The sequence below is a fragment of the Bradyrhizobium sp. USDA3010 genome (assembly GCF_056429065.1).
In genome coordinates this window covers 20066-42206 of sequence record NZ_JBWJZD010000046.1, presented here as the reverse complement: position 1 = coordinate 42206, position 22141 = coordinate 20066, and the positions used below count along the sequence as shown (strand labels likewise).

Genomic DNA, 22141 nt, shown 5'->3' with positions numbered 1-22141 from the left:
GGGCCCGCACCCGCTGCAGCGCGGCTTCCGCTGCAAGGCGCTCACCAGCAGTTCCGGCACCCACGAACAACGCCTCGATCTTCCGAAGCTTCTCGCGCAGCTGCGACTCGCTGGTCATTCTGATCCCCGTTGCCCGCTCCGAACCGGGATCAACCCATCACCGCGCGCCGGCGGCGTCAATCATCCCGACCGCGCTATCCAGAGCGGCCACCGTCGCCCACGTCCTGGTCTCCAAATATGCCGATCATCTGCCGCTCTACCGGCAGGCGCAGATTTACGCCCGCCAGGGCATTGAGCTCGATCGTTCGACGCTGGCGGACTGGGTAGGACAAGCTGCCTTCCACCTGCGTCCGCTGCATGACCGTCTGCTCGCCAAGCTCAGGGCAAGGGTCGGGGTCATCTTCCCTCAGCGAACGAAGCCTTTCACTCTTTGCTGGCCTTCTCAACAACTGTGAGTTCCTTGCTTTCGAAGAGCATGATCCTGCCTGCCTTGTATCCGAGGCGGTGGTTCTCGTCTAAAAGTCCGAGTGCTGAAAGCTTCTTGTCGGCCCTGTTTCGACAGAATTTGTTCAGCAACGTTGCAAGCGCTGGCATAGGGCGTTCGAGTAGTCCGAATACAAGCCGGGCGAAGCTTACCAACCCGGCGAGCATCAGGATGCTGTTCCAGATCCAATGCCCGTCGAAATAGCTGGTGAAGAAGTTGATGCCGCCCGCGGTACCAAGCACCAGCAAAACTGCGAGAAAGGCAAACTCGATCCTACTCGCTTGCTTGTTGACGTCGCCAACCACGCCTTTGAGCTGACCCTCTTTTAATGCAAGCGCCTGTGCTTCGCGCATTTGCAGCGTAGCGAGTTGCTCGCTCAATCGCGACACTTCCGAAGAGGCCCTATCCAGCGACTCGGCCGCTGCTCGCCGCTCCGTCGCAAGCTGTGCTTCATGCTTTCCGCGCAATTCCTCGGCAGTGGCTTCCCGCATCACATCGAGGAGATGCTCCGCATTTTCGGAGGTCACGATGTTTTCGTTGTTGAGCGTTTCGTCGGCGAGCTTTTGAACGCTTCGCGCGTCCAGCAGCAGCAAGTTAAGCTGCTCCAAACGCTCGGGTGTCACGAGAGCGAGTTGGTTGGCGAGGGCGTTTCTGACTTCCGGCCTGACCTGCAACACCCTGTCACAGGTCGCAATTAGGTGGCCGCGTGGAATAGTTTCGTCGGCACCAAGTCCTGTCCGCAGCCACGCAGTAGTGGCCAGGTCGCGGGCGTGAATGATTGGACCTTCCTGCAGTGGATTGATTATCCTGCTCTGCAGAGCGTAATTGCGCGCGTGTCCCACAAATCGGGTGTTGCGCGTCACCATCACGAAACGCGTTTTGAAAACGTCGCTATTTTGTTTACCCTCTCGTAGCCGGACCGTCAGCGTAAGACACGTCGCGTCGTGTTCGCGCGCGTTTACATTGTTGCCCCATATGATCGAATTTAAGAAATCGTCGTGCTGCTCTAGTGTGAAGTACCGGTGATTGTGCGGGAAGGTATCCATACCAATTTGCCGCACCGTGATGCCGATATTGTCCAGCGCGCGCTCGGGGTTATTCGCGACAGCTTGGACGAAATCGAGTCCGATCTCCCTCTTGATCATGGCGTTGTGCGTATAGCCCCGTCGCTGCTCGGGCGGCAACGACAGCATGCTCCGCAGATTATGCTGCATTTCGATGCAGCTAATTGGGAATACGATGAACGATGCTCCAATCTTCTTGAGCGCTGCGATGACCGTAGCAATGTCGTCCTTCAGCGCCTTCCCAGAACACCCGAGCAGATCCAACGCGATCGGTGCATCGAGAATGACGGTCAAATCCGTCCGGGTTTCGACGTGCGTAGGCTTGAGAAAATCTTCAACGACTTCGGCTAACAATCCGATGGACGAGAGGCGTGTCAGGTGAGGAACAAACTCCCGTCTGTTCTTCATCAAGTGCTGCACAAATCGGGCGCACATATACCGGTCATTGGGATCGAGCGGTGTACCACCTTCTTCCAGCTTCGCGATGAGCGCGCGAGCCTCCGCCCCTGGCTCCAACTCACCGAGCTGTGGCGCAAAGGCACCCTCGCCGGACGCGTCCATCATCACCAGGAAGCGGATCAGAATGTCCTTTAGCTCTTCCCGGCTTTTCTTGTACGAGAGCAGATCAGTGACCTTCGGCGGGAACTTCTCGAACTCATCAATGATTCGCTCAAATGCCGACAGGATTGCCGGCGGTGCCGCATCGCCCTGAGGGTCGGTAAAATTGACGATCCATACGGTATCCTGACCCGCCTGCGCCCTCTTCTTTAGTATTCCCTTGCGCTCGAAGCGCGGGATCAATGTGGAAGCGATGTCCCCAGTAAAGCGCCAGCGGTACAGCCTGCGTACGCCTGCCGAAAATGTATAGGGATCAAAAACCTTTCCGTTCATCAGTGCCAGAATCGGCTCGAAGAATGGGGTCAGCGCGTCCAGAACGTCGTTTTCATTGCCCTTTAGCTCGGTGAGTGCTGCGTAAACCCGCAGTGCGCGGCGCGTAACATTGCTCATACTCGCTTCCCCAGCTTATGCCCGACTCAGTACAACCGGGGAGAGTGTACCGGAACTCACTTCATACTTTGACCCGATTGAAATGCCCGAGCGGCTGGTAGTGCTCGTCTTTCAAACGCTCAAACAACCGCAAAGCGTGAAGATGCCGAGGAGGGCTTGAAATCCCCGCCGATACTCGTGCTATACCAACCGGCGAAGATCGCTGAGTACCGTGCCAAAAGCGTGCCACGCAACTTACGATCCTTCAGAATAAGGTAGCCCAATCAGCTACTTGCGGGCGTAGTTCAATGGTAGAACGGCAGCTTCCCAAGCTGCATACGAGGGTTCGATTCCCTTCGCCCGCTCCAGCCCCAAAGCTAAATTGCACTGGGCGGTCTTGTCGGCGAGACAATGTATTTCTCGGCAATAGCAGGAGACTCGACGTGAGGTTGCTTGGAGCGCTGCTGTTCGCGCTGGGCGAGCTTTGCATGACGAAGCCCGCATCGGCACAAATGTATGATCCTCGCTACCCCGTCTGCATGCGTGTTTACGGGGAACTGGTCGGCGATCGAATGGATTGTATCTTCATGTCGATGAAGGAGTGCCAGGCCAGCGCTGCCGGGAATCCGGCAACCTGCCTGGTTAATCCTTTTTATGCACCATGACCGGTGCATCGCGGCGGCCCTGAACGATGACCCTTCCGCTCGTATCCGCGAGCGTTCATTTGAGATCGATGTATGGAATGGTGGCTCTACGCGCTGTTCGCGATTGTTCCGATCGGATGCGTATTTGTCGTTCGCGCCCGTCGCGGCAGGAATTCGAGCGGGGATCAGGAACTGAACCGGCGGATTGACGAGCGTGTCGATCGCCTCGATCTCACGCGCCGCAATCGCGATCGGGATTCTTGACCTGACTCGAGGAATGATCCCGGGATATCCCGGCGGTCTGTTCACGCAACGTGCGCGCCTAACGCACTGTACTCGACCTGTTCTTCTCACAACGCGCAGTTATGTTTCCGTAGTTCTCCGCGTTTGAGAACGGAGTTCCGCCGGAACGCGAGAGCGGCCGGCAAGTGGCCGAGGGTGCATCATCGGTCGGGGGTGATCAGCGCCATCCCATGGCGGGCGCGACGTGAGTCAAGATGCTCTCGATCACATGCGCGTTGTAGGCGACGCCGAGTTGATTGGGCACGGTCAGCAGCAGGGTGTCGGTCTCCGCGATCGCCTCGTCTGTCTTGAGCTGCTCGATCAGCTTGTCCGGCTCGGCGGCGTAGCCGCGGCCGAAGATCGCGCGCGTCCGCTCGTCGATGAAGCCGATCTGGTCTTCCTCCTGCCCGTTGCCGAAATAGGCGCGGTCGCGGTCGTCGACCAGCGCGAAAATGCTGCGGCTCACCGAGACCCGCGGCTCGCGGCTGTGGCCCGCTTCCTTCCAGGCGGCGCGGTAGGCCCGGATCTGCGCGGCCTGCTGGATATGGAAGGCCTCTCCGGTCTCGTCGCTCTTCAGCGTCGAGCTCTGCAGGTTCATTCCGAGCTTCGCTGCCCAGACCGCGGTGGCGTTCGAACCGGCGCCCCACCAGATGCGCTCGCGCAAGCCTTCCGAGAGCGGTTCGAGCCGCAACAGGCCGGGCGGATTGGGGAACATCGGCCGCGGATTCGGCTGCGCAAAACCTTGTCCGCGCAGCATATCGAGGAATATCTCGGTATGGCGGCGGCCCATGTCGGCGTCGGTCTCGCCTTCGCCCGGCTGATAGCCGAAATAGCGCCAGCCATCGATCACCTGTTCGGGTGAGCCGCGGCTGATGCCGAGTTGCAAACGTCCCCTCGCGATCAGGTCGGCCGCGCCGGCGTCCTCGATCATGTAGAGCGGATTTTCGTAGCGCATGTCGATCACGGCGGTGCCGATTTCGATCCGGCTGGTCTTCGCGCCAACCGCCGCCAGCAGCGGGAAGGGCGAGGCCAACTGGCGGGCGAAGTGATGGACCCGAAAATACGCGCCGTCCGCGCCGAGCTCTTCGGCGGCGACCGCGAGGTCGATCGATTGCAGCAGCACATCCGAGGCCGAGCGGGCCTGGGATTGCGGGGAGGGCGTCCAGTGCCCGAACGAGAGGAATCCGATTTTCTTCATGTCGGCAATGTAGGCATATCAGGCGCGAATTGCGATCCGTGGCGTGACCCGGCGATGACGGAAAATGTTTACCAACCGGGAAAAATTTGTGCAGCAGGTGTTGCGGGTTTTGCGGACCGCGCCGCTGCGGATGCGCTGCATGCGCGCTGGTCTTGCCGCCTGCGCTGCGGCGCGGCTTGCGATCAGCTCGCGCGCCGCCTAGTTTTCCGCCACCATTTCTCCCGCCACCACGTTCCCGCAGGGCCCGATGTCGCAGCCGTTTCTGTTTCAGCCGATCACGCTTCGCGGCGTGACCTCCCGAAACCGCATCCTGATTTCACCGATGTGCCAGTATTCGGCAACCAACGGCCTCGCCAATGACTGGCACCTCGTGCATCTCGGCAAGTTCGCCCAGGGCGGCGCCGGGCTCGTGATGGTCGAGGCCGCGGCGGTCACCGCCGAAGGACGCATCACCCACGGCGATGTCGGCATCTGGAACGACGAGCAGATCGCGCCGCTCGAGCGCATCGCCGCCTTCCTGAAGGACAACGGCGCGGTGCCCTCGATCCAGCTCGCGCATGCCGGCCGCAAGGCCAGCATGCAGCGCCCCTGGTACGGCAATGCCGCACTCGACGAGGCCGACCGCGCCCGCGGCGATCTGCCGTGGCGCACCGTGGCGCCGAGCGCGATCCCGATGGAGGAAGGCTGGCTGATGCCGCACGCGCTCGATGCGGCCGAGCTCGCCGCATTGCGCGAGCAATGGCGGCGCGCCACCTTGCGTGCGGTGGAGGCCGGCTTCGAATTCGTCGAGGTGCATTGCGCGCATGGCTATCTCCTGCACGAATTCCTGTCGCCATTGTCGAACCGCCGCAGCGACACCTATGGCGGCGACCGCGCCGGGCGGATGCGCTATCCGCTCGAGATCATCGAGACCGTGCGCGCCGCCTGGCCCGCCGAGCGGCCGCTGGCGGTACGCATCTCCTCGGTCGATGGTGTCGATGGCGGTTTGACGCTCGAGGATCAGATCGCATTCGCGCGCGAAGCCAGGGCGCGCGGTGTCGATCTGATCGATTGTTCGTCGGGCGGCCTGCTCGGCTCGGCAACCGCGGCGCGGATTCCGCGCGGCTATGGCTTCCAGGTGACTTATGCGGAGGAAATCCGCCGTGCCGCCGAGGTCGCCACCATCGCGGTCGGCCTGATCCTGCATCCGCAGCAGGCGGAAGATATCCTGGCGGGCGGCCAGGCCGATCTGGTGGCGATTGGCCGCGAGGCGCTGTTCGATCCGAACTGGCCGCTGCATGCCGAGCTTGCGCTAGGCGGCGAGGTGTTCGCGTCCTGGCCAAAGCAGTATGGTTGGTGGCTGGAGCGGCGCGAGCCGGGCCTGCGCAGGCTCGAAGGTCCGCCGCTGCCGTTCCGCAAGGTGTGACGAATCAAGCTGCGACACATCACGAGGGAGGATTTGACATGACGATTTCGGCACAGCGTCCCTATCGCGGCGTCTTCCCGGTGGCGCCGACGATCTTCGACGCCGGCGGCAACCTCGACCTCGACGGACAGCGGCGCTGCGTCGATTTCATGATCGATGCCGGCTCGCACGGCATCTGCATCCTCGCCAACTTCTCCGAGCAGTTCGTGCTGACCGATGCCGAGCGCGAGACCGTGATGCATGCGGTGCTCGAGCACGTCGCGGGTCGCATTCCCGTGATCGTCACCACCACGCATTTCTCCTCGGCGGTGTGCGCCGCGCGCAGCCGCGAGGCGGAGGCCGCCGGCGCCGCGATGGTGATGATCATGCCGCCCTATCACGGCGCGACCTTCCGCGTTGGCGAGCCGGGCATCTACGAGTTTTATCGGGTGGTGTCGGACGCCATCAACATCCCGATCATGATCCAGGATGCGCCGGTCGCGGGCACGCCGCTCTCGGTGGACTTCCTGGCGCGGATGGCGAAAGAGCTCGCCAATGTCAGGTACTTCAAGATCGAGGTGCCGATGGCCGCGGGCAAGCTGCGCAGCCTGATCGAGAAGGGCGGCAGCGTGATCGAGGGACCGTGGGACGGCGAGGAGGCGATCACGCTGATGGCCGATCTCGATGCCGGCGCCACCGGTGCGATGACCGGCGGCGGCTATCCCGACGGCATCCGCCAGATCATGGATCCGTTCTTCGCCGGCCGCCGCGACGAGGCCGTGCAGGCCTATGCCCGCTGGTTGCCGCTGATCAACTACGAGAACCGCCAATGCGGGCTGCAGGCCTGCAAGGTGCTGATGCGCGAGGGCGGCGTCATCAAGTCGGACGCGGTGCGGCACCCGTTGCAACCGCTGCATCCCGCGACGCGCGCCGGGCTGATCGAGATCGCGCGCACGCTCGATCCGGTCGTGCTGCGCTGGGGGCGATAAGAGCGATTACGCGTCCCACGTCACCGGCAAGTCCAGCAGGCCGCGGAATGCCCAGCCGCCGATCCGGGGCGGTTTGTCCGCGATCAGGCGCAGATTGTTCAGCCTGTCGAAGATCGCCGGCAGTGCGACGTCGGCGACCATGGCGCGCGAGGCCCAGGCGCCGGCGCAGAAATGCGGACCGGCGCCGAAGGCGATGCTCTTGCTGGCGTCGCGGCGCACATCGAATGCATCAGGCTTGTCGAAATGCTTCTCGTCGCGGTTCGCCGAGCCGAACATCAGGAACACGCGCTCGTTGGTCTCGAATGCGACGTCCCTGATCGTCCAGGGCTTTGCGATCCGCCGAGGCGACATCCCGATCGGCGAGATCCAGCGCGCATACTCCTCGAACACCTGCAGCCACGGGATCGCGCCGCTGGTCGCCAGCGCCAGCTGATCCGGGTGGGTCAGCAGCGCCCACACCGTGCCGGCGATCGCGTCGCGCGGCTCGTTCTGGCCGCCTGAGATCGCGAGCTTGATGTTGGCGCGCACGCCCTCCATCGGCATGTTGGTCTGCAGCAGCACGCCGAGCAGGCTGAGGTCGGGCGTCTTGCGCAGTCTAGGGACCATGTCGTCGATGGCGGCGTCGATGCCCGAGGTCGCCGCATGGCAGCGCGCCTCGATCGCGGGATCGCCGACATAGTTTGCGATGCCGTCGATCATGCCCTGCGACCAGGCGTTCATGTCCTGGAAGCGCATATTGGTGAGGCCGGTGATCGATTTCAGGCATTCGGCCGCGAACGGCAGCGCGAAGGCCTGCACGAAATCGACGACGCCGTCCGGCGCTAGTTCATCAAGGATGCGCGTCGCGTGTCCGGCGAACTGTGCGGTCCAGTGCGATCTGACGGTCTTCGGCGAGATCGCCGGGAAGATCGCCTTGCGCTCGTTCATGTGCGCATCGCCGTCCTTGCGCATCATGTTGTGGCCCATGAGCTTGTTCATCAGCCCCTCGGGCTGGTGCGAGGAGAACACGTCGATCTGCTTCTCGGAGACGAAGATGTCGTCGCGGTTGCACAGCAGCGTGCTGCCGAGCTGCGGCACGAAGGCGATCGGCGCCTCCTTGCGCATGCGCGCCAGCGTCGGATAGGGATCCTGCCAGAAGGCCGGGACATCGATGTCGAAATGGGGAGCAGTGCTCACGACGTGATCTCAGGTTGGCCTCAGGTTTCGAACCAAGCATAGGCCGGCAGACGCGACCGGTCTGTCCCCACCGTTGGGGACAGAGGTTGCCGCGTAGGCTCCTCAGTTCAGCTGGCGCGCGGATGCCATCAGCCGTAGTGCGATCGCGAACAGCTCGTTCTGCGAGGAGATGCCGAGCTTGTCATAGGCGCGCTTGCGATAGGTGAGGGCGGAGTGCAGCCCGATGCCGAGCTCGGCGGCGATCGCTTCCGAGCTGAGACCCGAAAGGATGCCGAGGCACACCTCCTTCTCGCGGCCGGTCAGTCTGGCGAGCGGTTCGGCGGTCGCAAACAGGGTCGTCAGCCGCGCGATCGGATCGGCATCCGCTGCCGGGTCGCGCTGGAAGTGCCGCGCCACAGCTGCGGTCAACGCGGGCGCGACCGCGGCGAGGCGCGCGATCTGCTCGCGGCTGAAGCGGCCTTGCGCGGTGATCTGGTAGAAATTGACGTAGAAGCAGGTGTCGCCAGTCCAGATCGCCGAGGCGAACTTGTCGACGATGTCGGAATCGTCGAAGAAGATCTTGCGGTAGCCGTCGCTGTACATGCGGCGGGCAAAGGTCGGCAGCACGATCGGCACGGCTTGCGCCTTGCCCTCGAACACCGCGTCGCGGTTCGGGTCAGCCTGATGGAAATGTTCGGAATAGGCGATCCCGAGGTCGCGCCCGGTCGGGATGTTGCCGACGTCGAGCAGGCACGCGGCGGAGCGCGGGCCTGTGAACGAGAACACCATGCAGTGACCGACACCGGCGACGCGGCGCAACGCGCCGATCAGGGCCTGCGGAAAACTGTCGCGGCCGATCGCCAGCAGCGCCGGCGTGATGTCGCTGACGACCGAAGTCTTGAAGGCGTAGTCTGCCTTCATGGTGTCCTCCCGTGTTTCGGGAAGACTAGCAGCGACATTGCCGGCGTGGAAGCGGTGCGCCAGGCGCTAGTCATGGCGTTTCGCACCAAGGAGGCCCATTCCCTCGTCATTCCCCGGTGCGCAATTGCGCACCTGAGGGCCCGACGCTGCGCGTCGCCCCGGAATGACGACCGTGGGAAATCGCGTCAGGCGCCCGGCACCTGGTCGAGGAAGCCGGTGATGCTCCTGATCCGGCCGTCCTTCAGCATGGCGAAGTCGGTGCCCTTGATCGGGCTGTCGGCGCCGTCGGGCCCGAGGCCCCAGGAGAAGCGGACATGGTCGCCGAAGCCGTTCGGCTCGCCGATCAGCTTGAAGGTGAAGTCCGGGAACTTCTGCTGCACGCCCGCGATCAGCGCGTCGACGCCGTCATGGCCGTCGCCGCTCATCATCGGATCGACATAACGCGCATCGGCGGTCCAGTTCTCGCTCAGCATCTCGCGCCGCCGGCTCGGCGTCCGCTCGTTCCAGAGCTCGATATAGCGGCGGGCGATGGTGGTGTGGTCGGTCATGGTGCTCTCCTTCTGATGGCCGGACTGTGCGGCTGTTCCGGACTATCGAAGGTTCGCCTGCGCCGATCGATTACCTCTGACGTCATGCGGCGCGTAACGGATGCGCAAGTCACGGCCTGATGTAAGCCTCCGGATCACCGCGCGCGTGCGCCTCCATCGCATCGAGGAAGCATCGCACCTTGGCTGGGACGAATTGCCGCGCCGGCAGCAGCGCGTGCACGTTGAGCGGCTCGCAGGCATGGTCCGGCAGCAGCCGCCTCAACTCGCCGGCCGCGACCGCGGCGCGGGTGTAGCTCGCAGTGACCCGCAGCACGCCATGCCCGGCGAGCGCCGCCTGCAGGCGGACGTGGGCATTCGAGCTGGTCAGCCGCGCGCGATCCACCGCGAGATGCTCGACCACGCCGCCGGGAGCGGTGATCGCCCATGGCGGATCGCTGGGACCGGTCAACAGCGGCAGCTTTCTCAGTTCGTCCAGCGTGCGCGGCTCGCCGAACTTCTCCAGCAGCGCCGGTGCCGCGAACAGGCCGCGCTCGAGGGTGAAGACGCGGCGGATCACGATGCCGGCCGACGGCAGCGGCGCCTCCAGCATCGCGAACACGATGTCGTAATTTTCGGCGATCGGGTTGACGATGTCGTGCTCGACATCGATCCGGATCGCGAGCTCCGGATAGCGGGCCATCACGGCGCAGGCGACCGGCCCTGCGTGATGCGCGCCGAATTCGTAGGGCGCCTTGATGCGCAGGGTGCCGGCGACCGCGCTGGACATCGCCAGCGCCTCGCTGTGGGTGTCGTGCAGCGCGGCGAACAGCGGGCGGACCTTGCGATAGATGGTCTCGCCGGAGTCGGTCAGCCGCAGATGCCGCGTGGTCCGCTCGATCAGCCGCAGGCCAAGATTGGCCTCGAGACGCTGCACCGCAGCACTGAGGCTCGATTTGGGATGTCCGAGCACACGCGCGGCCGCGGTGAAGCCGCCATGCTCGACAACTTCGCAAAACAGCTCCCAGTCGCGCCACTCCATGGCCGATTGTCCATCCAGCGGTACAGTGTGTCCAGCCAAATCGGACTATCCCGATGACCGGGATCACCTAACCTCATTGCAAGCAATAGTGCATTGGGAGGCTGACATGGCTGACGACGGAATTTTCCTGCGCAACGCCTGGTACGTGGCGGCGCTGAACCACGAGCTGATCGACGGCAAGAAGCTGGCGCGCACCATCCTGGAGCGGCCGATCGTGATCTATCGCGGCGCCAGCGGGAAGGTGGTCGCGCTCGACGACCGTTGCTGCCATCGCGCCGCACCGCTCTCGATGGGGCGCGTCGAGGGTGACGACATCAGGTGCATGTATCACGGCATGAAGTTCGCGGCCGACGGCAAGTGCATCCAGATTCCGGGCCAGGACGCGATCCCGGCCAAGCTCGGCGTGCGCAGCTATCCGGTGGTCGAGCGCTACAACATGATCTTCATCTGGACCGGCGATCCCGAGAAGGCCGATCCGAAGCTGATCCTCGACTATCCGCCGCTAGAGGATCCCAAATGGCGCGGCCTGCCGGGCTACATGCACTACAAGGCCAATTGGCTCCTGATCGTCGATAACCTCAGCGATTTCGCGCATCTCGCCTTCGTGCACACCAACACGCTCGGCGGTTCCGAGGAATACGCCTACAAGACCAAGCCGGTGGCGATTGAGAAGCTGGACGACGGCTTCCGCGTCGAGCGTTGGCACATGGGCGCCGATGCGCCGCCCTACCACAAGAAGGTGATTTCCAACCGCGACGACAAAGTCGATCGTCGCAATATCGGCCGCATGATCGTGCCGGGCATCTTCACGCTCGACACGACATTTGCGCCGGCAGGGCAGGGCGTGGAGAAGGGCGTTCAGGTTCCGGGCACGCGGCAATACCGCAACGCGCAGTTCATGACGCCGGAGACGCGCTCGTCGACGCACTTCTTCTGGAACTATTTGCACGATTTCGACATCGACAATCCGAACATTTCGCTGTCGCTGCGGCATTCCCTCGAGGAGGCCTTCAACGAGGACAAGGATTTCATCGAAGCGCAGCAGAAGGTGCTCGACGTTGATCCGGATTATCAGCTGCTGGCGATCGGGGCGGACGCGCCGCTGACCTATTTCCGCTGGCTGTTTGCGCGCAGGCTCGAGGCGGAAGAGGCTACAGCACGCGCCGCGTAGTCACCGAAACGATGGCCGCCGCTCTGCAGCAAGCCGCGCCGGGATCGCGAGATCGTGACATCCCGGCGTGGCTGCTCCAGCGGGTTCGGCGTAAGCTGAACAACCTGAATTCGCCGGTTCTTGATCAGCGTCAAGGTTTCGATCCTCGCCGGCTTAAGTATCCCGATAGCGATCAACCGGTGAATGAGCTTGCCCGAAGAGGCGGATCCATCAGAGCGAAGTGCGAGCACCAGCTGGGCGGAGCACGCTTGGCTATGGCCGTTTGAAGCCACGCGCTTGGCACTCGATATCTACTCGCGCTGGTATCTCGATCGCGGGCCCGAGCCGACAGATGCGCCGGGCGAGGCGGCGCTGTCGTGGACGACAGCCAATTCGGTCGCGCTGCAATTGCCGTCGATGCGCCTGCTGGACTTCTCGAAAGCGGTCGAAGGCCGGCCGCTGCTGGTCTGCGCGCCCTACGCGCTGCATCGTGCGAAGATAGCGGATTTTGCCCCCGGCCACAGCTTGATGGAAGCGTTACAGCAGGCGGGCATTGCACGTCTCTATCTCACCGATTGGCGCTCGGCGACCCCGGAGATGCGATATTTCTCGATCGACACCTATCTGTCCGATCTCAACGTGGCCGTCGACACGATCGGGCCGCCAGTCGATCTTGCTGGCCTCTGTCAGGGCGGATGGCTGGCGCTGCTCTATGCAGCACGTTTTCCCGGCAAGGTACGGCGGCTCGTGCTTGCAGGCAGCCCGGTCGACGTCTCGGTGCCATCCGAGCTGTCCAAGATGGTCGCCTCGCTTCCGCAGCAAAGCTTCGAGGCAATGGTGCGCCAGGGAGAGGGGATCGTCAGCGGCAAGCACATGCTGCAGATCTGGAGCCTCCCGCTCAGCACGCCTGACGTGGAAGCGGCTCTGCAGCGGCAACTCGACGACAAGTCGGAGGATGCACGGGCGCTGCTCGAACGCTTCACGCGCTGGAACGACGAGACGCTTGATCTGCCGGGCACCTACTACCTGGAAGTGACCGACTGGATCTTTCGCCAGAACCGGATCGCGGCTGGAAATGTCGTCGCGCTTGGTTGCAAAATCGATCTTGATACAGTGAAATTGCCAGTATTCGTGCTCGCGGCGGAGAACGACATCGTCGTTCCACCCGATCAGGCCTTTGCGACAATCGGGCTGTTAGGCACGCCGCCGGCGTGGCTGCAACGCGGCATCGAGCCGTGTGGTCACCTCGGCCTGTTCATGGGCTGCAAGGCTCTGGCTGGTTCGTGGCGTCGGATTGCGCGTTGGCTTCAGTCCGATCTCGGTGAGGCCGCGGCCGAGCGATCGCGGATCAGCGCATGAGGTGCCAATGAAATGCCCCGAACTGCGATTTGCAATCCGGGGCATCTGTCGCGATGACCTGCGTCGCGCCTACTTCGCTGCGACAACCATGATCTCGACATTGTATTGCGGCGCCGCGAGCTTGGCCTCGACGGTGGCGCGGGCCGGGGTGTTACCCTCCGAGACCCAGCCGTCCCACACCGCGTTCATCTCGGGGAACGTCTTCATGTCGGTGATGTAGATGGTCGCGCTGAGCAGCTTCGACTTGTCGGTGCCGGCCTTGGCGAGGTGGCCGTCGATGATCGACAGGATGTCCTTGGTCTGGTCGGTGACGCTGCCGCCGGCGGCCTTGCCGGCGACGACGCCGGCGAGATAGACGGTGTTGCCGTGCACGACGGCCTGGCTCATGCGCGGGCCGGTTTCGAAACGCTGAATGCTCATTTGGGTCTCCACTTGACTGGCGGGCATGTCTATGGCGTTTCCGAGCGAAGTCGCTACCGGTTCGCGTGAAGAAAACGCGTCAAGACAAGAGATCGAGAGGTTGGTTCTGATTTTGATCAGAGCCAGACCTCTAGCGCGTCAGGGCGACCGCCGCCACTGCGCATTTTGCAACCGCGCATCTCACGGAAAGCGCGCAAAGAACGCCCAAATCGTGTCGGCGCCGTCGATGTCGCCGTTTTGGGGACCGAGCAGCGTCGCCGCCAATTTCGTAAAATGCGCGTCCGGGAAGTGGCCGGGCATGCGATGACCGCCGCCATTCACGCGGTAAAGCACGACGTCACGTCCCTGCGGGCAGGCCGAGTCGATCCGCGTGACGGTCGATTGATCGGACGGATTGCGGTCGGGCAGATCGGTGGTTGCGGCGTCCCTGGTCTCACAGCCATCGACGCGTCGCCAGAATTCCAGCGTGCGCTCGGTCGACCAGAACCCGTCGACGGCGAAGTAGCTGGTGCCGCGGCCGCCCTGATAGGGGATCAGCGGGTCGACGGTGCCGTTCATCAGAAGCATCGGGACCGGACGCGTGGGCCGGCAGGCGCGGGCGGATTCATCGGTCAGGTTCATGACGACGCTGGCCGCCGCGGCGAACAGGTCGGCGCGTTCGCAGGCCAGCGTCATGGCCATCGCGCCGCCGTTGGAGATGCCGGTGACATAGATGCGCCTGGGATCGGCGATGCCGTCGCCCACCAGCTTCGCGATCAACTGGGTGATGAAGGCAACGTCGTCGGTGCCCTCCGGCGGCGGATTGCCGGCGCGCCGCTGATCCGGCCGGGAGTCGGCCCAGGCATGGTTCAACCCATCGGGATAGACCGCCGCAAAGCCGTCGCGCCTGGCGATCAACGGCCACGACGTCCGCGTGATCATATCGGCACTGCTTTGGGTCTTGCCGTGCAGCACGATGACGAGCGGCGCCGGCTTCGCGGCCGGAGCCTGCAGCGTGAATGTTCGCGTCGTGCCGCTGATGACAAGCGAATCCGCAGCCGCCGACACACTGCTCAATGCAAGTGCGCCAGCCAAAACCAGTAAGCCGATTGGGCACCGTCGCATCGCCAAAGAAACCCGCCTTGCTGCGGCGATTGCAGCACGCCGGCGAGGCGGGTTCAACCGGTCTGTCCGGAGCCTGGCGTCACGATCAGGTTGGCGTCTTCAGCGCACCGGCCCAGCGCGCGAACAGCGCGATCTGTTCGGCCGGCCAGGCGCCGTCGCACGGCATGGTGCCGGCCTCGAGGCGGGCCAGGATCTGCCGGCAGTGTTTGGCGACATCCGCCTCCTTCCAGAGATCGAAGGCGAACAGCATCGAGTTGCGATCCATCGGCCGGAACAGCGGCCGGATATGCTGCTCGAATTGCACCGGCTCATCTGGACCGGGCAGCGCGACGCTGACCTCGCTCGCGACATGCGCATCGCCCGCGCTGGCCGACGGCCGCGCGGCCGGCGTTGCGTTGCAGACCCACCACCAGCGCGGCACCGGCATGTTCGGCGGCGGTTTTGCGCCGGTGCCGGAATTCTCCACCGCGATCCGCGAGCCCCATTCGATATAGGCGACGAATGCCGCGCGGAATTCCGGATCGGACGGCAGCCCGGCATCGTCGGCGCTCTGCACCATGTAGGTGGCCCACAGCGCGCGCTGCTCCGGCCTGATCTCCTTGCCGATGTGCTGCGACACCATCCGCCGATAGCCGCCATAGCGTTCGGTGTAGAAGCGCGGCCCGCCGAACACCTCGCTGAGCCACGCCGCCACCCGTTCGGGATGATCCGGCGACATCTCGGCGAACAACGGGGAGAGCAGCGGATCTTCCGGCACGTAGCGGCTGTAGAAGATGCGCGTCATGTCGAGTAGCGCCGGATAGCCGCCGGCCCATTCGAACAGCGTCGGCTCGCGCATCGGGTCCGGAACCGGGTCGTGAAACCCGACATTCCAGTGCATGCCGCTGCAAAACGGCTTGTTCAGCGACGAGCCGCATCGGCACAGGCTGACATGTTCCTGCGATGCACCCGCATTCCCCGTGATCGGCGCGCCGTCCTCGTCGACCAGTTCGACCTGGCCGGTGACGCGATAGGGACCATCCTTCGACACTTCGATCTGTGGCGGCCGGTCGATGTCGGACAGGTTGGCATCCCGCGCCGGGCCAATGCCGATGCCGAGCGCGCCCGATGGGCATCTGCGCACCGCATTGATGAGGTCGTCGAGGCGCGCGCCGCTCGGCGCGACGAAAGGCTCCTCGCCGAGACGGAACACCGAGTTGAGCCGGTCGGTGCAGAAGCCGGAATGCGCGCAGGTGCCGCGATTGTCCAACACGTAGGCCTGCTGCCCCGCATAGATTTCGAGCTTGTCGGGCACGCGCCGCGGATCCCTGGCGTCGGTGAAGCCGCGCGTGACGTGGCTGTCGTCACAGAACGGCTTGGTTTGCGATTGCCCGCAACGGCAGAGCCGCACCGGCGCGTCGGCTGCAACGGGCACACCGAGATGATCGACGATCGGAATACCGGGATCGGGTTCGTAAGGCCCGTTGCGCCTGATGATGATGCGCGTGGGCCCGTGATGCTTGTTGTTTGGGCCTCGGGCGGAATTGTTGTCTGTCATGCGTTGCAGTGATCCCTAAGCTCGCCCAACCCGTGCAAAGCGTGCTTAGATGGATCGACGGCGGCGCTCAACGAACCAGATGGAAAGTGCCGCGGGAGGGTTGCGATGATCCGCAAGACCAAGCGCAAATATGGCTGCCCGGTCGAGTTCTCGATCGATCAGCTCAGCGGCAAATGGAAGACTGTGATCCTGAGCCGGCTGAAGGTGCGGCCGATGCGCTATGGCGAACTGCGCCACGACATTCCGCAGCTCAGCGACAAGGTCTTGACCGAGCGCCTGCGCGATCTCTGCAATTCGGGCTTCGTCAAGCAGGAGCGCGGCGGCGGCTCCTCGCGCTATTGCCTGACCAAACGCGGCGAGATGCTGAAGCCGATGCTGCAGGCGCTCTACGATTGGGGCGAGGCCAACGCCGACACGTTCGGCGTGCGGTTTCTCGGTGCGGAGGCGGACTAGTCCCGCTGCGCAAGGGTAGCGATGTGCGGCGGGACCACTTCGTCATTGCGAGCGAAGCGACGCCTAAGTGAATGTCCGGCACGGGCCAAGTTCGGAAATGCTTCGCAGGCCCGACCGGTCAGGCTGGTAGAGCCTGTACGCGCCGCCCGCGACGGTGCGCCCGGTGCAGGGTGTCGCGCGGGATGGCGCAAGGTATCTTTTCAGATTGCGGATCGGTTCTAACCCGCCCAATGCCTCGCTAGGCAAGAATATGTTTCTGCATTCGCGGGCGATACTGCTGTGCGAATACCTGCGCGACGAGTTCGCGCCGGCTGTTGACCCCGACCTTCTCGAAGATGGCTTTGAGGTGCTGCTGGACCGTGAGGTTGGAAATTCCAAGCCTCACTCCGATCGCCGCGGTCGAGACGCCACGCAACACCAGCCCCGCCACCTCGGACTCGCGCCGCGTGAGACCGTAGGCTTGCAGGAGCAGCGGGGCGAGTTCGGCCGGGCGCGCCGGCTCTAGGATCACAGCGGCGTGTCCCGCCGGGTAGCGCCCTAGTAGCCGCGTGGCATGCACCACCAGCCACTGACCTGACGAGGTTTGCACGCGCGCTCGTGGCACGAGGTCACGCGGCGCCTCGCCGTCTCGCTCCAGCGCTGCCAGGCGGCCAACCGTTCCGTAAATGACCGGCGGAAGTTCGCGCCGGCTCGACCGATCGGCGATTTCGGCGAGCCAGCGCTCTCCGGCTGGCGTTGCCGCTACAAGCGACAGATCGTCCGCCAAGACCAGAAGCCCCGGGCCGTCACTGTCGGTCACGTCGACAGCCTGTTCGAGCAACAGCGCCGCGCGCAGCCCCGAGGCCAAATGCGGTGCGAGATCGCGGAGCAGACTTGCTTCCTCGGCCGTGAAATTCGATCCCGTGCGATCTCGGTGCAGGCACATGAAGCCCCAGCACGAGCCGCCCGAGTGTAGGGCCGCTCGCAGCTCGTCGCCAAAGCCGAAAGGTACGCAAATATTGCGATAGCGCGGACTCTGCTCCAGCCGACCGCTGGTGGCGCGGTACAAACTGTTGACCGACGGGCGCCCCGCGGCGAGTTGCGCCCACTTATTGACGTCATTCTCCAGGAACTCGTTTTGGACAAACAGCGGCGTAGCTTGTTCCGGAATCTGCTCGACCAGCGCGCTCGTGAACAGAAGAGTGGCCGGATCTGCGGTCGCAAACCAGAATGAATCGACCGGCAACACCCGGCGCATCCGTCGCATCGTCTCGGTGCGCAGCCTCACCGAATCGAGCCCGCTATGGCACAGATGAGCGACGTCCTGGCGAGCGATCGCTACGGCGTTGGGGCTCAGCATAGGCTTCTCCCGTGCTGATCGCACGAAGGTCGACGTTGCCCCGCCAATCCGCGCAGCCTACCACAATTCTGGTATGGTGCAGCCCCTTCCCTCCCGCCACTTTTGCCGTGCGATGCCGCCCACTGGGCCGACCTTCAGCCGTCGCGGCCCGCGAAGGAGGCGGTGTCAAATCTGAGGAGGTCTTAGCATGGCAGCTGTTCTCAGCGACAATGCGTCACCCCACAACCCGCCGATCACCATCCGCGCCATCCGACCGGTGGACGTCGAAGATTGCGCCCGCGCGGCCTATGCAGCGCATACCACCGTGGCGGCCGCCCACAACATTCCCTGCGAGCATCCCTCGCTCGAATTTTCGGTCGGAATGGTCACCAACAAGGTCAAAGACCCAAATGCTGTGGGCTTCGTGGCCGAGCGCGACCAGCAGATCGTCGGCAGCATCTTTCTCAATACCTTCCCCGACACACCGGTCGCGGCCATCGGGCCGCTGACAGTCGAGCCGGCGACCGAAGGCAGCACCGCCGGCCGGCGGCTGATGCAGGCGGCACTCGACGAGGCGCGTCAGCGTGGCATCGTGCAGGTGCGACTCGTGCAATCGCCGAGCCATCTACGCTCGCTCGCACTCTACATGAAGCTGGGCTTCGAGGTGCGCGAGCCGTTGGTGCTCGTCAGCGGCAAGCCATCGGGACAGGGCACCGCAGGGTGCGATGTGCGTCAGGCGACAATAGATGACATTCCCAGCTGTAACCGGCTGTGCATTGCCACGCACGGTTTCGCCCGCAGCTTCGAGCTGCGCTCGGCGATTGAGCAGAAGGCCGCGCGCGTTGCGGCGCGCGGCAATTACATCAGTGGCTATTCGACCGGCCTGGGTTTCCGCGGCCATGCCGTTGCAGACACGGTCGAGGATTTGAAAGCGCTGATCGGTGGCGCGCCCGTCATCATGGGGCCCGGATTCTTCGTTCCGACGCGAAACGGCGAGCTGCTGCGCTGGCTGCAGGCCGCCGGCTTCCGCGCGAACTGGCCGGCGACCCTCATGACGCGTGGGCCTTACCAGGAGCCTGCCGGAGCCTTCCTGCCCTCCATCGCGTTTTGAGCGGGGCTCGACCCTCGGGATAGCACTCAGGCTCACATGTCGCGTAAGGCCGACGTGGCGCACGAATAAGCGCTCGAGAGTCACGGTAGCGTGCTCTGGCTTAGAATGGCGCGCCACGGCCGATGAAGATGGGCACTACTGCTTCGCGATTCCCCTATGATGTTGCGGCCCGCGATGCGTTCCAATTGGCAAGTCTGCGATGGTCCGCCACAGCCTCCCGGATAGACGCCAAGTGCCAATTGCAGACATGCGCCAACGGCACGATCTTGAGCGGCTGCACCCTCCCGTCACTGATCCAGGCGCCCGACACACGCTGCTCCCGCCGGCAGCGCCGCCTCTGCGGGTAACACAACCTCGTTGATAAACTTCGCGGCCCCTCCGGGAAGGGAGGAGCCGGATGCCAGCGCCATCACGAGGTTACGGTCCGGAAAGTTCAAAATGAGCTGGCTCTGCGAGCCGGAAGCAAAATAGGCCGGCGACCCATCGTGTGTCGGCCTTGTCCACCATAGGTATCCGTAACCGGCGTGGACCGGCTCACCGCCGTCGCTGTGCGCGTGGAGATGAGAGTAAGCCATGGCGGGACATTTGCATTAATTCGGAATAATAGAAATATATCCCTGAGTTGCCCGACGTGTCAAGTTGCTGGTCGAACGCAGGCCACTGCCGGCTACTTTGCATGGGGTTGTTTTCGATATTTTGGCAGCGCCCTGCGACGAACGGATTTCCGGCCGGAACCATCAGCGAGGAAAATGCGTTCACGCGGGGTGTTGGGGGCAATCAACACAAGGAATGCTCATGCGCATCTTTACGGCATCCGTCATCGCTGCGGCGCTCTCGCTTGGAACACCGGCTTGGGCGCAAGTGCAGGGAACGCAACCGAAAACGCCGCCGCAGGCTCAATCTGACGAGTCCACCGTCATCCGGAGCATACAGGTCGTGGACGTCAAGGAACTGCAGCCTGAGGTCCGGTCAAAGGTCGAGGCTGTCGTCGCAAAGGCAAGCGAGGACGACCTGAAGAACCTGCGGGGTTCCATCGACGCGTCCCAGGAAGCCGTATCCGCGCTCAAGGCGAAGGGCATGAGCTCGGCACAAGTTGTCGCCGTCAATCTCAGCAACGGCGTCCTGACGCTTTTCACCAAGACGGCCTGAAGAAACTCGGACTCAACAAGAAGACCCGCCGGTTCACGCCCGGCGGGTCTCGACTAGCCCACCGCCTTCGCCGCCGCACGCCCGGCGTTGCGGCCGGAGAACAGGCAGCCGCCGAGGAATGTTCCCTCCAGCGAGCGATAGCCGTGCACGCCGCCGCCGCCGAAGCCGGCGGCTTCGCCGGCTGCATAGAGTCCGCGGATGATCTGGCGATCATTGCCGAACACGCGCGAATCGAGGTCGGTCTCGAAGCCGCCGAGCGTCTTGCGGGTGAGGATGTTGAGCTTCACCGCGATCAGCGGGCCGTGTTCGGGATCGAGGATGCGGTGCGGCTTCGCGGTGCGGATCAGCCTGTCGCCGATATAGCGCCGCGCGTTGTGCAGGTTCATCACCTGCGCGTCCTTGACGTAAGGGTTGGTGATCTCGCGGTCGCGCGCCTCGATCTGGGTCTTGATGGCGTCGAGCCGCAAGAGGTCGTTGCCGGCGAGCTTGTTCATGGCGCCGACGAGCTCAGTGAGATTGTCGCGCACGATGAAGTCGGCGCCGTGCTGCTTGAAGGCTTCCACCGGTGCCGGCGCGCCCTTGTTGGTGGCGCGCTTGATCGTCATGCGCCAGCTTTTTCCGGTGAGGTCGGGGTTCTGCTCCGAGCCCGACAGCGCGAACTCCTTCTTGATGATACTCTGGGTCAGGATGAACCACGAATAGTCGTAGCCGGTGCTCATGATGTAGTGCAGCTGCCCGAGCGTGTCGGAGCCCGGGAACAGCGGCGCCGGCAGCCGCTTGCCGGTGGCATCGAACCACAGCGACGACGGTCCCGGCAGGATCCGGATGCCGTGGCGCGGCCAGATCGGGTTCCAGTTCTGGATGCCCTCGACGTAATGCCACATCCGGTCGCGATTGATCAGCCGGCCGCCGGCTTGCTCGGTGATCCCGATCATGCGGCCGTCGACATGTTCGGGCACGCCCGAGATCATGAACTTCGGCGGCTCACCGAGCCGCTTCGGCCAATTCTGCCGCACCAGATCGTGATTGCCGCCGATGCCGCCCGAGGCGACGATCACCGCCTGCGCGCGCAGCGAAAAATCACCGACGACGTTGCGCGAGGAGCTCTTGCCGCGCTCGACATCAGATGGTTCCAGGATCGCGCCGCTCACGCCATCGACCGTGCCGTTGCTGATGCTGAGCGCATCGACGCGATGGCGGAACTTGAACACCAGTTGTCCGCTCCTGGCGGCCTCGCGCGCGCGGCGCTCGAACGGCTCGACGATGCCGGGGCCGGTGCCCCAGGTGACATGGAAGCGCGGCACCGAATTGCCGTGGCCCATGGCGTCGTAACCGCCGCGCTCGGCCCAGCCGACCACCGGGAAAATGCGGTGGCCCATCGCGCGCAGCCAGTCACGCTTCTCGCCCGCGGCGAACGCGACATAGGCTTCGGCCCATTTGCGCGGCCAATGATCCTCCTCGCGATCGAAACCGGCGGTGCCCATCCAGTCCTGCAGCGCCAGTTCGACGGAATCCTTGATGCCGAGCCGCCGCTGTTCCGGCGAACCGACCAGGAACAATCCGCCAAACGACCAGAAGGCCTGGCCGCCGATGCTCTGTTCCCCTTCCTGGTCGAGCACGATGACGCGCTTGCCTGCGTCGGCGATCTCGGTTGCGGCGACCAGACCGGCAAGTCCGGCGCCGATCACGATCACATCTGCATCGTCAGCCATTTTGATTTCCCCCGTCCCGCCGGAATTCAAGACCGCGTCGTTGTGCGCGGTCAACGTCAAATGGACCTTGCCTGTGGCGGCGAGGCACCAAATGGTTGTGGCAAGTTGTTCCAGTTTGGGACCTTTTCCACACGCCACTGCAGCGTGCGCGCAA

General features: G+C 63.9%; 20 protein-coding genes, 1 tRNA gene and 1 pseudogene. 11 read left to right on the top strand and 11 right to left on the bottom strand.

Going from position 1 to position 22141, the window contains the following annotated elements; genetic code table 11:
- Window positions 1-161 precede the first annotated feature (161 nt).
- Window positions 162-419: pseudogene (locus tag AC066Y_RS38205) on the top strand (IS66 family transposase); the annotation flags it as partial.
- A gap of 4 nt (window positions 420-423) precedes the next feature.
- On the opposite strand, the gene AC066Y_RS38200 reads toward AC066Y_RS38205, so the two are convergent.
- Window positions 424-2556: a hypothetical protein gene (locus AC066Y_RS38200; protein ID WP_478278364.1), complete on the bottom strand. Its 2133-nt coding sequence runs from the start codon at window positions 2554-2556 to the stop codon at window positions 424-426.
- A gap of 273 nt (window positions 2557-2829) precedes the next feature.
- Between AC066Y_RS38200 and AC066Y_RS38195 the strand changes: the two genes are divergently transcribed.
- From AC066Y_RS38195 to AC066Y_RS38185, 3 genes are all read left to right on the top strand, one after another.
- Window positions 2830-2903, top strand: a tRNA-Gly gene (locus AC066Y_RS38195).
- Between the two features lie 75 nt (window positions 2904-2978).
- A complete protein-coding gene (locus tag AC066Y_RS38190) occupies window positions 2979-3200 on the top strand; it encodes a DUF3551 domain-containing protein (RefSeq protein ID WP_478278363.1) in 222 nt (73 codons plus the stop codon).
- 72 nt (window positions 3201-3272) lie between these two features.
- Window positions 3273-3443 carry a hypothetical protein gene (locus AC066Y_RS38185; RefSeq protein WP_478278362.1) on the top strand — a complete coding sequence of 57 codons (171 nt, stop codon included), beginning with the start codon at window positions 3273-3275 and terminating at the stop codon, window positions 3441-3443.
- A 196-nt stretch (window positions 3444-3639) separates the two neighbouring features.
- On the opposite strand, the gene AC066Y_RS38180 is transcribed toward AC066Y_RS38185, so the two are convergent.
- Entirely contained in the window at window positions 3640-4659 is a 1020-nt protein-coding gene (locus AC066Y_RS38180; protein ID WP_478278361.1) for an LLM class flavin-dependent oxidoreductase, read from the bottom strand.
- Window positions 4660-4906: 247 nt separating this feature from the next.
- Here AC066Y_RS38180 and AC066Y_RS38175 point away from each other — a divergent pair, with 247 nt between their 5' ends.
- Together AC066Y_RS38175 and AC066Y_RS38170 are read left to right on the top strand one after the other, a co-directional pair.
- The gene (locus AC066Y_RS38175; RefSeq protein WP_478278360.1) at window positions 4907-6064 is read left to right on the top strand and encodes an NADH:flavin oxidoreductase/NADH oxidase; all 1158 of its coding nucleotides are present in this window, start codon (window positions 4907-4909) and stop codon (window positions 6062-6064) included.
- 38 nt (window positions 6065-6102) lie between these two features.
- On the top strand, window positions 6103-7032 hold the full coding sequence (locus AC066Y_RS38170) for a dihydrodipicolinate synthase family protein (protein WP_478278359.1): 930 nt from the start codon (window positions 6103-6105) through the stop codon (window positions 7030-7032).
- Between the two features lie 6 nt (window positions 7033-7038).
- On the opposite strand, the gene AC066Y_RS38165 is transcribed toward AC066Y_RS38170, so the two are convergent.
- The 4 genes from AC066Y_RS38165 to AC066Y_RS38150 all read right to left on the bottom strand — a co-directional run bounded on the left by AC066Y_RS38165 (window position 7039) and on the right by AC066Y_RS38150 (window position 10674).
- The gene (locus tag AC066Y_RS38165) at window positions 7039-8208 is read right to left on the bottom strand and encodes a cytochrome P450 (RefSeq protein WP_478278358.1); all 1170 of its coding nucleotides are present in this window, start codon (window positions 8206-8208) and stop codon (window positions 7039-7041) included.
- A gap of 102 nt (window positions 8209-8310) precedes the next feature.
- On the bottom strand, window positions 8311-9108 hold the full coding sequence (locus AC066Y_RS38160; protein ID WP_478278357.1) for a helix-turn-helix transcriptional regulator: 798 nt from the start codon (window positions 9106-9108) through the stop codon (window positions 8311-8313).
- Window positions 9109-9293: 185 nt separating this feature from the next.
- The gene (locus AC066Y_RS38155; RefSeq protein WP_478278356.1) at window positions 9294-9656 is read right to left on the bottom strand and encodes a nuclear transport factor 2 family protein; all 363 of its coding nucleotides are present in this window, start codon (window positions 9654-9656) and stop codon (window positions 9294-9296) included.
- 109 nt (window positions 9657-9765) lie between these two features.
- Window positions 9766-10674 (bottom strand): LysR family transcriptional regulator, encoded by a 909-nt coding sequence (locus AC066Y_RS38150; protein WP_478278355.1) that lies wholly within the window; start codon window positions 10672-10674, stop codon window positions 9766-9768.
- 106 nt (window positions 10675-10780) lie between these two features.
- On the opposite strand from AC066Y_RS38150, the gene AC066Y_RS38145 reads away from it, so the two are divergent.
- Window positions 10781-11845 (top strand): aromatic ring-hydroxylating dioxygenase subunit alpha, encoded by a 1065-nt coding sequence (locus AC066Y_RS38145; protein ID WP_478278354.1) that lies wholly within the window; start codon window positions 10781-10783, stop codon window positions 11843-11845.
- A 396-nt stretch (window positions 11846-12241) separates the two neighbouring features.
- The gene (locus tag AC066Y_RS38140; RefSeq protein WP_478278353.1) at window positions 12242-13183 is read left to right on the top strand and encodes an alpha/beta fold hydrolase; all 942 of its coding nucleotides are present in this window, start codon (window positions 12242-12244) and stop codon (window positions 13181-13183) included.
- Between the two features lie 69 nt (window positions 13184-13252).
- Here AC066Y_RS38140 and AC066Y_RS38135 read toward each other — a convergent pair whose 3' ends face one another.
- From AC066Y_RS38135 to AC066Y_RS38125, 3 genes are all read right to left on the bottom strand, one after another.
- Window positions 13253-13603 (bottom strand): RidA family protein, encoded by a 351-nt coding sequence (locus tag AC066Y_RS38135; RefSeq protein ID WP_028339041.1) that lies wholly within the window; start codon window positions 13601-13603, stop codon window positions 13253-13255.
- Between the two features lie 180 nt (window positions 13604-13783).
- On the bottom strand, window positions 13784-14707 hold the full coding sequence (locus tag AC066Y_RS38130; RefSeq protein WP_478278352.1) for a CE1 family esterase: 924 nt from the start codon (window positions 14705-14707) through the stop codon (window positions 13784-13786).
- A gap of 85 nt (window positions 14708-14792) precedes the next feature.
- A complete protein-coding gene (locus AC066Y_RS38125; RefSeq protein ID WP_478278351.1) occupies window positions 14793-16244 on the bottom strand; it encodes a CDGSH iron-sulfur domain-containing protein in 1452 nt (483 codons plus the stop codon).
- Between the two features lie 105 nt (window positions 16245-16349).
- Between AC066Y_RS38125 and AC066Y_RS38120 the strand changes: the two genes are divergently transcribed.
- A complete protein-coding gene (locus AC066Y_RS38120; protein WP_478278350.1) occupies window positions 16350-16697 on the top strand; it encodes a winged helix-turn-helix transcriptional regulator in 348 nt (115 codons plus the stop codon).
- 238 nt (window positions 16698-16935) lie between these two features.
- Here AC066Y_RS38120 and AC066Y_RS38115 read toward each other — a convergent pair whose 3' ends face one another.
- The gene (locus AC066Y_RS38115; protein ID WP_478278349.1) at window positions 16936-18036 is read right to left on the bottom strand and encodes a LuxR C-terminal-related transcriptional regulator; all 1101 of its coding nucleotides are present in this window, start codon (window positions 18034-18036) and stop codon (window positions 16936-16938) included.
- 187 nt (window positions 18037-18223) lie between these two features.
- On the opposite strand from AC066Y_RS38115, the gene AC066Y_RS38110 reads away from it, so the two are divergent.
- Both AC066Y_RS38110 and AC066Y_RS38105 read left to right on the top strand, forming a co-directional pair.
- Window positions 18224-19126, top strand: coding sequence for a GNAT family N-acetyltransferase (locus tag AC066Y_RS38110; RefSeq protein WP_478278348.1), 903 nt, complete (start codon window positions 18224-18226; stop codon window positions 19124-19126).
- A 795-nt stretch (window positions 19127-19921) separates the two neighbouring features.
- A complete protein-coding gene (locus AC066Y_RS38105) occupies window positions 19922-20275 on the top strand; it encodes a hypothetical protein (RefSeq protein ID WP_478278347.1) in 354 nt (117 codons plus the stop codon).
- Between the two features lie 53 nt (window positions 20276-20328).
- On the opposite strand, the gene AC066Y_RS38100 is transcribed toward AC066Y_RS38105, so the two are convergent.
- Complete coding sequence (locus AC066Y_RS38100; protein ID WP_478278346.1) at window positions 20329-21987, bottom strand: FAD-binding dehydrogenase; 1659 nt, start codon at window positions 21985-21987, stop codon at window positions 20329-20331.
- Between the last annotated feature and the right edge of the window lie 154 nt (window positions 21988-22141).